The sequence below is a fragment of the Ruminococcus sp. YRD2003 genome, from assembly GCA_900109435.1.
Lineage (GTDB): Bacteria > Bacillota > Clostridia > Oscillospirales > Ruminococcaceae > Ruminococcus > Ruminococcus flavefaciens_G.
Window position 1 is genome coordinate 44,485 of record FNZT01000012.1, and the last position, 13,984, is coordinate 58,468.

Genomic DNA, 13,984 nt, shown 5'->3' on the forward strand with positions numbered 1-13,984 from the left:
GGAGGCGTCTACATGGCATTTGAAGGTCTTTCCGAAAAACTGAACAACGTCTTCAAGAAGCTGAAATCAAGAGGCAAGCTTACCGAGAGCGACGTCAATGAGGCTATGCGCGAGGTAAAGCTCGCTCTGCTCGAAGCTGACGTAAGCTATAAGGTCGTCAAGGACTTCGTCAGGAAGGTCTCGGAGAGAGCCGTCGGCGAGGAAGTGCTCGCGAGCCTCACTCCTGCTCAGCAGGTGATCAAAATCGTAAACGACGAGCTCGTTTCCCTCATGGGAAACAGCAACGCAAGGATAAATTTCGCGTCCAAGCCGCCTACGGTCATCATGATGTGCGGCCTTCAGGGTTCGGGTAAGACCACCCACGCCGCTAAACTCGCGAAAATGCTCAAAAAAGAGGGACATCGCCCTCTGCTCGCAGCCTGCGATATATACCGTCCTGCCGCTATAAATCAGTTGCAGATAGTTGGTCAGAAGGCTGACGTAAAGGTGTTTGAAATGGGTCAGACAGACCCCGTGATCATCGCGAGAGAAGCTCTCGCACACGCAAAGGATCACGGGAATGATGTGCTCATAATCGACACCGCGGGCCGTCTCCACGTCGATGAGGCGCTCATGGATGAGCTCAAGAAAATCAAGGAGCTCACTACCCCAGACGAGATCATGCTCGTTGTCGACGCTATGACGGGTCAGGATGCTGTAAATGTTGCCAAGGCTTTCGATGAAGCCGTAGGTATCACAAGCGTGCTGATGTCTAAGCTCGATTCCGATACAAGAGGCGGTGCGGCGCTCTCCGTACTCGCTGTTACGGGTAAGCCCATAAAGTATGTCGGCATGGGCGAAAAGCTCGACGATTTCGAGCAGTTCCACCCCGAGCGTATGGCTTCGCGTATCCTCGGAATGGGCGACGTGCTTACCCTTATCGAGAAGGCTGAGAACGTTATGTCCCAGAAGGACGCGGAAAAGCTTACCAAGAAATTCAAGGAAAATACCTTCGATATGGACGACCTGCTCGACCAGATGAAGCAGATAAAGAGAATGGGTTCGATGAAGTCCATCATCGGTATGCTCCCCGGACTGGGTGACAAGCTCAAGGACGTAGATGTCGACGACAGCCAGCTCAACCGCGTGGAGGCTATCATCACCTCTATGACTAAGGCTGAAAGAGCCAAGCCCTCTATCATCAATCCCTCCCGCAAGAAGCGCATCGCCGCGGGCTCGGGCAACAGGGTCGAGGACGTAAACCGCCTGCTGAAGCAGTTCGAGCAGATGCAGAAGATGATGAAGCAGTTCACAGGCAAGAACAGTAAGATGAACCTGCGCAAGGCGCGTAAGCAGCTCGCGGGAATGAACTTCGACAAGATGGCAGGCAAGGGCGGAGGAGATCTGCCGTTCTGATGAGGGCACCAAGCCCGCAGACAGCTTCGGCGTTGAGATCTGATATATCCACGAGAAAGGGCGGCGGGGAGCTCCCGCTGCAACAGGCAGATACTTATGCTCAGTAATATGGTAATGTCGCTGATAACTCTCAGGTATGAAACTCCTTTCGGAATCATCATGCTTATCATTGGAGCCATTCTTATCGGTGTCTCAAAGTATATTGCAAATGCGATCGCTAAGGACGAGGAAAAACAGGAAATATTGCGGCTGGTGATATACGTCATCGGCATAGCGATAATTATCGCTTCCAAGTTTGTCGACTCCGCAATGGCGATAGATTAACAGCTTTCAATGCGGTCTCCCGCCGCTTGAATATACATTAAACTTACGGAGGTGAATATACAATGGCAGTAAAGATCAGACTCAGAAGAATGGGCGCTAAGAAGGCTCCTTTCTATCGTGTAGTCGTAGCTGATTCAAGATACCCCAGAGACGGTCGTTTCGTCGAGGAGATCGGCTACTATGATCCCACTAAGGAGCCCTCAGTTGTTAAGATAGACGCTGATAAGGCTAAGGAGTGGATCGGCAAGGGTGCTCAGCCTACAGATACTGTAAAGGCTATCCTCAAGAAGGAAGGCATTCTGTAAGAAGCATTCTTATGCAATAGCTGCGGAAGAGGTGGGACAATCTGTCTCTGCCTCTGTTCCGAAAGCTCTCGGAGGTTATTATGAAAGATTTATTATATGCGATAGCCGCAGGCCTCGTTGAGGACAAGTCGGCTATAAAAATAGTCGAGGACGAGCCCGACGCCGAAGGCGTTATCGTTTTCCACCTTTCTGTCGCTCCCGACGATATGGGTCGCGTTATCGGAAAGCAGGGCAGGATCGCTAAGGCTCTCAGAACTATTATGAGAGCAGGCGCCGCAAAAAGTGACCTCAAGGTCTCTGTTACTATCGAATAATTAAGGCAACACCGCACAAAGCCCGCCTGAAGGCTTTGTGCGGTATTGCCTTAAATTATCTGCCCCGTCAGGGCGATATCCGTACAGGATTTTATACCTATTATTGAGGGAGGAACCTTTTCAAAAGGATCCTCCCTCTATCTCTTTTCCCGAAAATTCGGACTATAAGCCTTTGTGCGGTCAACGCGGTTATAGACGGATCTTTGCTGTATGACAGTTTTTACGGACATTTTCTACATTGAACAGCTTTGAATACATATCATTCTTGTCATATTTTACAAAATGTTGAATAACATTGGTTTTTTACTTGAATATAGTTTTTATATATGATATAATATAAGCTGAATATATTTGCAGTGAGGGGAGAAATATGAAGCTTCAGCAATTGGAATATGTCATCGCTATCGCACAGGAGGGCAGTATCACTGCCGCTGCGAAAAAGCTATATCAGGCTCAGCCTAATATCAGTATCGCGCTCAAAGAGCTCGAATCGGAAATAAGTATGCAGATATTCTGGCGTACTCCCAACGGAATGGTGCTCACTCCCGAGGGTGAGGATTTCCTGCTGAGAGCTAAGGAGATAGTCGAGAGTATGCACAGCCTTGAGGCTGATTACTCCAACAGAGCCGATGATACCGTTTCACTCAGGATAGAATCTACGATCTCTACTTATGTGGCTGCCGCTCTCGGTATCTGGGTCAATTCTTTTTCCGATACCGATAAGATCGGCATTCACCTTACCGAGTCTGTTACCAATAAAATTATTGAGGATGTGAGCGGCGGACGCGCCGATATCGGCATTATCCGCATTCCTTCAAGTCAGCTCGGCGTGTACGCAGAGCAGCTGAAAAGCCGCAAGCTGAGCTGCCGCACTGTTACGGAGTATACCATGAAGCTCCTTATGCGCGCTGATAACCCGCTCGCTAAGTATGACGACGTTCCTTTCGAGGAGCTCGCGAACTGCGTGCAGATACTTCACGGCGACGATGAGCTCAGCGTCTTCGGCAAGAACTGCGTAAACCCCGAATATCCCGAAGATACGCAGAACCGCCTCCTCTATGTCTATGACCGCGGAAGCAAGATGAGCCTCATGAATACATTGAAGAATGCTTTCATGTGGGTCTCGCCCGTTCCTAAGCAGGCTTTCCCCGACGGCGGCGTTGTGGTGAAAAAATGCTCGTATGCCAATATCCGTATGCGCGACCTCGTTGTCTGTAAGAAAAGCAACGAGAATAACCGCCTCATAAAAGAATTTATCGAGTTTATGGCGGGATTCGTCGAGAAGGCTATCGGCACCGAGGAAGAGTGAACGCTGGGGCGTATGCCCGCGTTATCGGGGCGCTGTGCCGTATAGTGCTTTCGCAGGGACGATGTCACGAAAACAGTTTTTACAGTCTATGGTGTCCGCTTTGCGGACACTTTTTTTGTCGGGCGGACGTCTTTCGCCTGATCATAGATTTCTGTCCGCGCTGCCAATTTCGCGGCATAGGTGATTTGACTGCATACTTTTTCGCCGCGCCTGTTGCTTTTTTAACAATTATATGATATAAGCGCGGTGTCCGCGCTGCCAATTTCGCGGCATAGGTGATTTGACCGCATACTTTTTCGCCGCGCCTGTTGCTTTTTTATCAATTATATGATATAATAAGTATGACACTAACAGGAGCGCGGCTGACGGCTCCGAAATTATGCCTCAGATGGCAAGAAAGGACATAATATGCTTCACGAAAAATCATGCGGAGCTATTGTTTATCGTAAATACCACGGCAATACCGAGATACTCCTCATCAAGCATATCAACAGCGGACACTGGTCGTTCCCAAAAGGTCACGTCGAGGACGGCGAGACCGAGGTCGAGACCGCTATGCGCGAGATAAAGGAAGAGACCGATATCGACGTCATCATCGACCCTACCTTCCGCGAGACCGTTACCTATTCGCCTAAAAAGGATACTATGAAGGTGGTTGTGTATTTCCTCGCAAGAGCCCGAAATGTCGATTATCACCCGCAGGAGGACGAGATAGCTGAGGTGCGCTGGGTCGATATCTCATATGCCTCAAATATCCTCTCCTACGAGAACGATAAAACTATAGTCACCAAAGCTAAATCTGCTATAAAAGAAGCTCTGTAAGAGACTGTTGTGTATATGATAAATATATCACGCTATTTGATTAATTGATATAAACAATAATATGCCAATCATATGAGCTGATAAAAATTATATATTTGATTTCCGCGAAATACTGTGCTATAATAAAACCATAGAAAGAGCGGATACATCATAACACACGCTTTCTTTAAAGTTTTTCTCTAATTTCATCCTTTATAAAAAAGAACGAGAAACTGTCCCCCAAGAGTTTCTCGTTCTTTTTTTGTCCGAAAATAACAGGATGCGCTGTCCGTCACTCGCGTACAAGCGTATTCACCAAAAATACAGTGCTTCTCTCCGCTAAATTTGGCGGTCTGTCAATAGATTTTCCCCTTTTTTTAAGGTATAATTTATATTGTTGTATTATTATTGATCCGAAAGAGGTTTTTTTATGTCTTATAAAGTTGTTAAATTCGGCGGAAGCTCGCTCGCTGATGCCAATCAGTTCAGAAAAGTCGCCGCTATCATCAAGTCCGACGACAAGCGCCGCTTCGTTGTGCCGTCTGCTCCCGGCAAGCGATTCTCCGACGATATTAAAGTGACCGATATGCTCTACAAGTGCTGTGAGCTCGCAGGGAGCGGAGTTGACTTCTCAGATGACCTTCAGCTCATTAAAAACCGCTACAACGGTATCATCTCAGAGCTCGGCATGGATATGTCGCTCGATGAGGAGTTCGACACTATCGAGCGCGAGCTCAAGGCTCGTCCTGCTAAGGATTACGCCGCAAGCCGCGGTGAGTTCCTCAACGGAAAGGTGCTTGCGAGATTCCTCGGCTTCAATTTTGTCGACGCCGCTGACGTTATCGTGTTCAATACCAAGGGAAGCCTCCTCCTTGAGGAGACCGTAAAGGCTGCCCGCGAGCGCCTGAAGGGGCTCGAAAACGCTGTTATCCCAGGCTTCTACGGTAGGACGACAGAGGGCGTCATCAAGACATTCTCGCGCGGCGGTTCGGACGTTACGGGCTCTATCATCGCCAACGCCGTGAGAGCCGAGATATATGAGAACTGGACCGACGTTTCGGGCTTCCTCGTTGCTGACCCCCGTATCGTCGACAAGCCCGACGTTATCGAGACCATCACCTACCGTGAGCTCCGCGAGCTCGCTTATATGGGCGCTTCCGTCCTCCATGAGGACGCTATATTCCCCGTGCGCTCGGCAGGTATCCCGATAAATATCCGCAACACGAACGCTCCCGAGGACGCGGGCACGATGATAGTCTCAAATGACCACGATTTCAGCCGCGAGAGCCTCGGTCACACTATCACCGGTATCGCGGGCAAGAAGGGATTCAGCTCTATCAATATCGAAAAGGCTATGATGAACAACGAGCACGGCTTCGGTATGAAGGTGCTCAAAGTCCTTTACGACAACGGTCTTTCGTTCGAGCATATGCCCTCGGGTATCGACACTATGAGCATCACTCTCGAGACCGCAAGGCTCGAGCCTGTACGCGACAAGGTCATCGCCGAGCTTCGCCGTGAGGTCGAGCCCGACCACATCGACGTCGAGGACGGTCTCGCTATCCTCGCTGTTGTCGGCAGACGTATGAAGAATACCCGCGGTACTGTTGCGCGCGTTTTCGCGGCAATGGCTCACGCAAGGATAAATGTAAAGCTTATCGACCAGGGCTCGAGTGAGCTCAACGTCATCATCGGTGTGAGCGAGAACGACCTCCCCGAGGCGATACGCCGTATCTACGATATGTTTATCAATTCCGAAAAGCAGTAAGCGAAACAGCCATAGGGGCTTTACCCTATGGCTGTTTCTTTGTATAGAATATGAAGAAAGGAAAATGTAAGGTTTCGGTATTGATTTGTCAGCGGATAGCAGAGTTATTCGGGGGTAGTCCCCGAGCGGCAGAGAGCTTCAAATTCACTGACGGGTATCGGCTTTGAGAAGTAATATCCCTGAAACATCCGACAGCCCATTTCCGAGAGCACGTGATACTGGTTCTCGGTCTCGACGCCCTCTGTGAGCGCTGATATGCCCAAGTCGTCCGAGAGATTGATGATGTTGCGGAGTATGGTCTGCGCTTTAAGTACGTCCGCTGTCCTGCTGAGGAAAGTCATGTCTATCTTCAGCACGTCCACGGGGATATCCTTGAGCAGATTCAGCGATGAATAGCCGCTTCCGAAGTCGTCCATCTCGACGATGAAGCCCGCTTCGCGGAGCTCGCCGAGTATCTTCATCTTGCTGTCTATGTCGGTCATCATTATGGTCTCGGTTATCTCTATCCGCAGATGTGCGGGGGCTATGCCGTACTTTTTCACGAGCCCTTTTATCTCTGCGGCGACGTCCATGAAGTAGAAGTCCTTCGGCGAGATATTGACCGACAGGAAGAGGTCCGAGCCCTCGTCCTGCCAGCGGGCGAGTATCTCGCAGGCGCTCTGCCACATGAACCTGTCTACTTCAACTATCATGCCGTTTTTCTCGAATACGGGTATGAACATCCCGGGCGGCAGGAAGCCCTCTGTCGGGTGTGCCCACCGCGCGAGCACCTCTGCGCCGACTATCTTTCCGTTTGTATCGACGATAGCCTGTAGGTAAGGGCGTATCTGACCGTCCTGTATGGCGCCTGCGAGCTGTGTGGATATCTGCTGGTCCCACAGCACCTTACGCCGCATTTCGTCGTCGTATATGGCGATGTGATTGTGATAGTCGTCCTTTATCGTCTGTATCGCAAGATGTGCGCGGTCGAACAGCACGGCGATATCGGTGTCAGTGTCGGTTATCTCGCACACTCCTACGTGTATGAGTATGTCGTAGTCGATGTTTATGTCGGCTACGCGGAAATTTGACAGCTTCCGTTCAAGGTGCTCGATATTGAGCTCGTCTGAGGGCACGCACGCGCCGAATATGTCGCCGCCGAGCCTGCCGAAGAGGCTGTTGTCGGAGAGCTCGGCACGTATGCGCTCGGCGAGGAATATCAGCACCTTGTCGCCGAACTCCGAGCTGAATATGTCGTTGACTACCTTGAAGTTGCGGACGTTGAGCGAGAGGATACAGCGCCTGATGCCAGGGTTGTCGTTCAGCTCCTCGTTTATGCGCTGATACAGATATTCCTTGGTATACAGCCCTGTGAGCCTGTCGTGGGTGGCGTTGTACATCTCGCGCTTCAGCTTTCGCTGTTCTTTCGTGTTGTCACGCACCGTCAGGAACGAGCCCGCGAATTTGCCCCTGTCGTCGGTGATGTGGTGGTTCTCTATGACGTAATACTCCGCCTCGTCGTCTTCTCCGATAACGAAGCCCGAAAACCAGTTGTCGGGCTTGCCCGTGCATTTGCCGAACTTGCTGTTCAGACGCTCGGAGGCCTTGTCGAAGGTCTCCTCGGTCACATTGGTGAGCTCCTGTGCGGGAGCATTCGCCCATATGCACTTGTCGTTGGAGTCAAAGAAGAACAGGGCTTCCGACATCTCGGAGGCGATATTCGCGAGCATACGGTCGAGGAGCCGCATGGGACGGTAGTACAGTGAGAAGTAGAAGATGAGAAGTCCGAACACGCCGAAGCCTATCATCGAGCGGTCTATGGGCTTGCGCGAGAAGATGTAGAAGGTCTGCCACAGCGACCCCAGCACGAGCGTGCCGAAGATGACGGAGTAGCGCTCGGAGTATATCCGCGAGGAGCGCAGTGCCTTTACGAGCAGCAATATCAGTATCACGAAGAGTATGCCGTATACCACCGTGCGGTGGAAGGTCTGTCCGAGGCGGGGGACAAGGCGGTAGTAGCTGTAGCCGTCTACCTGTATGGGCTCGGTCGTGAATGCCTGATGGAAGAAGGGGTCAAAGCCGTACTGGAGTATGTCCGCTGCGAGGAATATCTCCAGTATGAACCTCAGAACGCTTTTTTTCCACTTGTAATCACAGTATTCCATGACGAATTTCAGCATCGACCATATCATCAGGTCCATGCCGAGAAAGTATATGTAATAGCCTATCGTCGCGGGAAGAGGTGTTCCCGCACGGACTATTATCAGATTTCCGATAATAGGCGGTGTTATCGCAGCTGTGAACAGCGCGACCGTCGAGCCGATGGTGCGTTTCGACTGCAAAGCCGCTATCGAGCAGCTCCAGAGTGCTATTATCAGGAAAACAAATATGACAGAAAATTGGTCTCTCATAAAATCACCTGAGTCAAGCAGCACCGCGTGCGGTGTTGCCATAAATCTATATCTGAATCCCAAAGGATACATCTATTATAGCACAGGAAAGTCAGATTTGCAACAATTTTGATAAAAATTTACAACTTGTACACGTTTTTTTGCCAAATGCGGACAAAAAAGAATGCAGCCACAGCAAGGGGACTATATCTTGTGGGGGCGGCGGAGTTTTCGACAAGATGTAGCTGTGGGTGCGCTTGATTTTTTATTCGGAATGTGTTATCATTATTAATATTACTTCGGCAATATAATATCGTTGGATGCTTCGTCGGGCTGCGCCGAGGCGAGGATGTACGGGACGGTCGGCAGGCGTTGCTTCGCCGCCTGCCTGCTTCTCAAGGGGGACGCTGTCCCCTCGGCGGAGGGAATTTCCGCTTCGCGTTTTTTTGATATTTAGTATCGGTGGATGTTTCGTCGGGCTGCGCCGAGGCGAGGATGTACGGGACGGTCGGCAGGCGTTGCTGCGCTCGCCTGCCTGCTTCTCAGGGGGACGCTGTCCCCCTCGGGTCACCCCCTGCCGGGGTGAGAGCCTCACCCCGAACCCCCGCAATTTCCGCTTCGCGGTTTTTGTTGATATTATTTGCCACGTTAATAATTACACCGACTTCGCTTCGGACAGAAAGGAATCATCGCTATGAAGCTCGAACCTATCGTCATTTCTCTCCTCGATACCGACCTCTATAAGTTCAATATGGATCAGGTCATTTTCCATAAGCATACCGACCTCTGCGGGCAGTATTTCTTTAAATGCCGCAATAAGGACGTCGTTTTTACTCCCGAAATGGTGCAGGAGATCAACGAGCAGATCGACCACCTATGTACCCTTTCCTTCAAAAAGGAGGAGCTCGATTACCTCCGCTCGATACGCTTCATCAAGGACGATTATGTCGAATTTTTGCGCCTGTGGCACCCGATCCGCGACTACGTGACCGCTGAGCTCGACGCTGACGGTCAGCTTCAAATAGTCGTCGACGGTCCGCTCTTCTCGGCTATGCAGTTCGAAATCTACCTCCTCGAGATCGTCAATGAGGTGTACTTCCGCATGAAATTCGACTACGAGAGGCTGAGAAGCTCCGCCGAGCTGCGCCTCGACGCCAAGATAAAGGCTATGAACGAAGGCTCCTATACTTTCAAATTCGCGGAGTTCGGCTGCCGCAGAAGACTCTCACGCGAGTGGGAGGACGTCGTTGTAAGGCGCTTTGTCACCGAGACCAAGAACTGCGTGGGTACGTCGAACGTTTACCTCGCGATGAAGTACGATGTTACCCCTATCGGAACCTATGCACACGAGTTCGTGCAGATGTATCAGGGTATTGATTCGATCCCGCTCGCCTATACCAACCATTATGCCATGAAGGACTGGTACGACGAATACGACGGCGATAACGGTACGGCTCTGACCGATACCATTACCACTGACCTCTTCCTGCTCGATTTCAACCGCTCTATGGTCAATAACTATACGGGCGTCCGCCACGACAGCGGCGACCCATACGCCTGGGGTGACAAGATCATAGCCCACTATAAGAGCTATGGCGTCGACCCCAAGACCAAGCTCCTGCTGTTCAGCGACAGCCTCGACTTCGACAGAGCTCAGAAGCTCCATGAGTATTTCTGCGATAAGTCAAAGGTGTCGTTCGGGATCGGTACCTTCTGCTCGAATGATACTGAGGAGAAGGCGCTGAATATCGTCATCAAGCTCCAGTATGTGAACGGCAGACCCGTCGCTAAGCTCTCGGACGATATCGGCAAGGCTATGTGCCGCGACGAGGACTACCTCGAATACCTCAAACGCTCCGTCGATTTCAGATTGAAAAGAGAAGCTGCAAAATAAGCGCTTTACTAAGGCAAATATCCGCGTCCGTATAAGAAACGCCGAAAGGTTTTTCCCTTTCGGCGTTGTCTTTTTTTCTGTGTTTTCAGGTGAAGTATCGGAATGAGTGACCTGCTGAAGTGTCGGGGAAGGTCACTTCTCCTTGGGTGCTGCGAAATCCTTCAGTGTCGGAACATCACCCGCAGATGTCGAAACAAGTGCATAGTACGCAAGAATGGTCGAAGCGTCCTTAGCGTCTACCTTGCTGTCGGAGTTGACATCGGCAGCTGCCCTCTGTTCAGCCGTAAGACCGTCATCATCGCCCGTGGAAGCCTTTGAATAAGCCACAAGTATCAATGAGGAGTCCTTTGCATCAATCTTGCTGTCATTGTTCGGGTCTCCGAATGGGATCGGATCCTCGGTCTCGCGTATCTGATACGCCTTTATCTTTCCGTCGGAGGTCATCAGGTTGATGATCTTTGAGCCGTCATCGAGGTCTGTGATAGGTGTGCTGAAACGCGGGTCGGCAACAAGGTCTTTCATCTTTTTGCTCTGCTTCAGCACGACCATTTTCTCTGTGCTCGGAACATACAATACATTCGCATATTCTATCGGCACTACGACCTCATTCGCGGAGGAAACTACGCCTGTCAAGCCGTTCTTCCTGACTATGTACAGGTCGCCGCACGGGATTGCGGAGTCGTATTTGTACTTATCGTTGAAATCGTTGTAGTAATAGCTGCCCTTATAGATATAATCATTGCCTTCAAATGTACTCTGATACGTAAATCGGTCAAAGGTAGTTTTACCCTTCTGTACATAGAACGTATCCTCATAACGGTATATACCGGTCTTCTCGGGCATTTCTATCGGTAAAGTGCAGTCTGCCTGAGCGGGCGGAAGTATCTCGGCGCCGTCCTTGGAGACAAGTCCGAGCTTGATTATCTTACCCGTCTTTTCGACGTCTGTTGTTTCGTATGTGTTGGTTTCTCCGTTGTAATGCTCTTCCTTGACAGTAGCGGTTACAGGTTCGGTCTCTTCTGCGAAGGCTATGCCGTCCGCAAACTCGTAAATACGCGTGTATTTGGGCTCGCAGATGACGGTGCCGTCAGCGTCTGCCATGCCCCACTTGCCGTCATTGATGATGATGTAGTTGCCGAACTGCGTCTTTACCGCGATGCCGAAAGAATTGTCCTTCGCGAAATCGGGAGCAAAGTCCTTTATAGGTACATAAACTGCGTTTATCACAAAATATCCGCTGTCATTATTTCCTGTTGCGGGCAGGTCGTAAGGTCCCACGGAGCGATTCGGAGATGTGCCGTCGCTGTAGATAGTATCTATTGTCTTGTCGCGCTCGTTTTGATTTGCAGATCCTGCATAGCAATGCTCTTCCACATCGACTGTTATGTCTGCCATAGGAGCGATAAGCTGTGTACCGTCGATCTTATCCAGACCTATCTTGTAGCCGTCATCATTGGACCAGAGATAGTTGCCGCCGTCCGTTGAGTCTGCTGCCATATCCTCGGGGTAGACGATAGTTCTGACATACTCGTTTCCGATGCGCTCGACATTGTTGTACTTTCCTACCTGAGAATATACTATCTCATTGCTTTTTGCATTGTAGATGTAGGAAGCCGTCTTGCCCGACTCCTCATCCTTGCCGTTTATGACATATGTGTAGTCGGTGCTTGTCGTGGGGCGGAATTCACCGTACGAATCGAACTTCTTTATGAACTCGCCCTTGTAGTTGTAGAAGCTGAGCTCGCTGCCGACCTGATTGTAGAACACGCCCGCGCCCGGGATGAGGTTGTAATCGCTCGGTATCTCGGCAACAAGATCGCCGTTGATATCAACGACTTTGCCGCTTTCGCCCTCCTTCGTGAGATAGAAGCAGTCTCCTGCGGGCTGAGGGGTATCGTATTCCTTGTCGTAAACGAATACTCTGTAATCGCTGCTGACCAGATAGTTCTGATCTTCGGTGACCTCCACCGTATCAACGGGCTTGAGAGCAGTGTCGAATATCTTTACCGAATCGCCGTCTTTGATGTAATAGTAATTAACTGTTATGTTGGCTTTATAGTCGTTGTAGGATACCCACTTAAGGTTTGCCATATCGGCAGGTGCGTTGTCGTCGATCACCTCGTCAAGGAAATTGTTATAGATAACGCATTTATCGCCCGATGCAGCAACGTAGCAGTTACCTATTTGATTGAAGGAATCATATTCTCCCAGTTTTTCAAGCTTTCCGTTATAGTAAACGGAGCTGCCGTCCTTCCTGACGCTGACATAAAAATGTGACGTGCTGATGCTGTCGCCCTCAAGGAGAGTCTCCATATCGGAATTGAGGAGCTTATCGTATGAGCCCTCTTCGCTCCTGTGCAATAAGAACTCGACTTTTGCTCCCTTGAAATCGCCTGGGTTATGCAAATTTATATCTTCGCCGTTTTCATCACGATAGTAAACAGTCGCGTGAGAGTAATCTTTGATATTGTTCTCTGCATCGCTGAACTGTCCCAGTCTATTAAGGGCTTCATCGAAATAAGTATAGCTGAACTGGTCGGGGATAGCATTGCCGTCCTTGTCATAAAGCTGATCTGTGCCCTTTATAAAGTAATCATCATACCAATCAAAATTGCTCCACGACTTAAAGTCGAGCGTATCGAAATAATCGGTGACCTGCTTAAAATCGTCCGAATCAATAATAGCATACTTGCCGTCTTTTTTTATCCTGTAATATTTTGAGAGCGTATAATTATAGTCGGGCTCGTTGTAGAAATTATCATCATAAGCAGCCCAGTAACAGTGATTGTAATGATTATCGCGAACATACTCTTTCGCCTCTTCATAGACGGGAGAAATGGTCTTGCCGCTCAGGTCGGTGAAATAGTCGCCTTCCTTGCCGTCAATGAAGAACTTTTTCCCGTCAGGACAGAGGAATATGTTTTCAGCGGTGTCGGTCAGCTCGATGACGACCTTGCCGCTCACATCTATAACGCCCACTTTCCTGTCAATGTCGTATACGGTGAAGTAGGTATCGTTAAGGCGCTTGATAGCGTGGTATTCCGCGATGACGCCGCCGTCGGCATCAAGCAGCTTGTTTCCCTTATTGCCGCCGACTATCATCGTCCCGCTTGCGTTTCCGAATCTGATATTCGGATCCATGAAGTTGAAGCCGTAGTCGGAAGTGGTAGGCATGATGAAGTCAAATATGCCCATCGTCGTAGTAGCGTAGCATATGCCGCTCGTGATAGCTTCGTCGAGCGATATGAGCTTGGTGCTGCCGTCCTTGTCAACTACGACGAGTTGCTGACCTGTGGCGAATTCCTTGGGCGTACCGTTCTCGATGTACACGTTCCTGTCGGGATACTCAACAAGGCTTTCAAATTCCTTGTCGGTTATTTGCTCTGCGACATACTTGGCACTCGAGGTCATTAGCGGGATGTTTGCCAGCATTGCCGCAGCTGCGGAGAAAGCTATGAGCTTTCTCAATGGTCTGTTCATAAAACCACCCTTTCACATCTTATTT

Annotated in this window: 10 protein-coding genes; 8 read left to right on the forward strand and 2 right to left on the reverse strand. The window is 50.0% G+C overall.

From position 1 onward, the window contains the following. Nucleotides 1-12 precede the first annotated feature (12 nt). From ffh to BMX22_RS11195, 7 genes are all read left to right on the forward strand, one after another. Entirely contained in the window at nucleotides 13-1,395 is a 1,383-nt protein-coding gene (gene ffh, locus BMX22_RS11165; RefSeq protein ID WP_074742527.1) for a signal recognition particle protein, read from the forward strand. Nucleotides 1,396-1,491: 96 nt separating this feature from the next. Next, on the forward strand, nucleotides 1,492-1,719 hold the full coding sequence (locus BMX22_RS11170) for a hypothetical protein (RefSeq protein WP_074742528.1): 228 nt from the start codon (nucleotides 1,492-1,494) through the stop codon (nucleotides 1,717-1,719). A gap of 62 nt (nucleotides 1,720-1,781) precedes the next feature. Then, nucleotides 1,782-2,024, forward strand: coding sequence for a 30S ribosomal protein S16 (rpsP, locus tag BMX22_RS11175; protein ID WP_031562736.1), 243 nt, complete (start codon nucleotides 1,782-1,784; stop codon nucleotides 2,022-2,024). Nucleotides 2,025-2,104: 80 nt separating this feature from the next. Continuing rightward, a complete protein-coding gene (locus BMX22_RS11180) occupies nucleotides 2,105-2,338 on the forward strand; it encodes a KH domain-containing protein (protein ID WP_031562738.1) in 234 nt (77 codons plus the stop codon). 370 nt (nucleotides 2,339-2,708) lie between these two features. Next, entirely contained in the window at nucleotides 2,709-3,647 is a 939-nt protein-coding gene (locus tag BMX22_RS11185) for a LysR family transcriptional regulator (protein WP_074742529.1), read from the forward strand. Between the two features lie 408 nt (nucleotides 3,648-4,055). Continuing rightward, on the forward strand, nucleotides 4,056-4,469 hold the full coding sequence (locus BMX22_RS11190; protein ID WP_074742530.1) for a bis(5'-nucleosyl)-tetraphosphatase: 414 nt from the start codon (nucleotides 4,056-4,058) through the stop codon (nucleotides 4,467-4,469). Nucleotides 4,470-4,878: 409 nt separating this feature from the next. Then, nucleotides 4,879-6,216, forward strand: coding sequence for an aspartate kinase (locus BMX22_RS11195; RefSeq protein ID WP_074742531.1), 1,338 nt, complete (start codon nucleotides 4,879-4,881; stop codon nucleotides 6,214-6,216). 104 nt (nucleotides 6,217-6,320) lie between these two features. Here the strand turns inward: BMX22_RS11195 and BMX22_RS11200 are convergent, their stop codons facing one another. Continuing rightward, nucleotides 6,321-8,606, reverse strand: a complete 2,286-nt coding sequence (locus tag BMX22_RS11200; protein WP_074742532.1) for a bifunctional diguanylate cyclase/phosphodiesterase — start codon at nucleotides 8,604-8,606, stop codon at nucleotides 6,321-6,323. Between the two features lie 673 nt (nucleotides 8,607-9,279). Between BMX22_RS11200 and pncB the strand changes: the two genes are divergently transcribed. Beyond that, on the forward strand, nucleotides 9,280-10,479 hold the full coding sequence (gene pncB, locus BMX22_RS11205; protein WP_074742533.1) for a nicotinate phosphoribosyltransferase: 1,200 nt from the start codon (nucleotides 9,280-9,282) through the stop codon (nucleotides 10,477-10,479). A 132-nt stretch (nucleotides 10,480-10,611) separates the two neighbouring features. Here pncB and BMX22_RS16520 read toward each other — a convergent pair whose 3' ends face one another. Next, on the reverse strand, nucleotides 10,612-13,959 hold the full coding sequence (locus BMX22_RS16520) for a WG repeat-containing protein (protein WP_081349183.1): 3,348 nt from the start codon (nucleotides 13,957-13,959) through the stop codon (nucleotides 10,612-10,614). Nucleotides 13,960-13,984: the final 25 nt, after the last annotated feature.

Excerpts from the sequence above, each read along its gene's own strand:
- BMX22_RS11195 (WP_074742531.1), top strand. The coding sequence starts at position 4,879 with ATGTCTTATAAAGTTGTTAAATTCGGCGGAAGCTCGCTCGCTGATGCC.
- BMX22_RS16520 (WP_081349183.1), bottom strand. The coding sequence starts at position 13,959 with ATGAACAGACCATTGAGAAAGCTCATAGCTTTCTCCGCAGCTGCGGCA.
- rpsP (WP_031562736.1), top strand. The coding sequence starts at position 1,782 with ATGGCAGTAAAGATCAGACTCAGAAGAATGGGCGCTAAGAAGGCTCCT.
- pncB (WP_074742533.1), top strand. The coding sequence starts at position 9,280 with ATGAAGCTCGAACCTATCGTCATTTCTCTCCTCGATACCGACCTCTAT.
- BMX22_RS11190 (WP_074742530.1), top strand. The coding sequence starts at position 4,056 with ATGCTTCACGAAAAATCATGCGGAGCTATTGTTTATCGTAAATACCAC.
- BMX22_RS11200 (WP_074742532.1), bottom strand. The coding sequence starts at position 8,606 with ATGAGAGACCAATTTTCTGTCATATTTGTTTTCCTGATAATAGCACTC.
- ffh (WP_074742527.1), top strand. The coding sequence starts at position 13 with ATGGCATTTGAAGGTCTTTCCGAAAAACTGAACAACGTCTTCAAGAAG.
- BMX22_RS11180 (WP_031562738.1), top strand. The coding sequence starts at position 2,105 with ATGAAAGATTTATTATATGCGATAGCCGCAGGCCTCGTTGAGGACAAG.
- BMX22_RS11170 (WP_074742528.1), top strand. The coding sequence starts at position 1,492 with ATGCTCAGTAATATGGTAATGTCGCTGATAACTCTCAGGTATGAAACT.
- BMX22_RS11185 (WP_074742529.1), top strand. The coding sequence starts at position 2,709 with ATGAAGCTTCAGCAATTGGAATATGTCATCGCTATCGCACAGGAGGGC.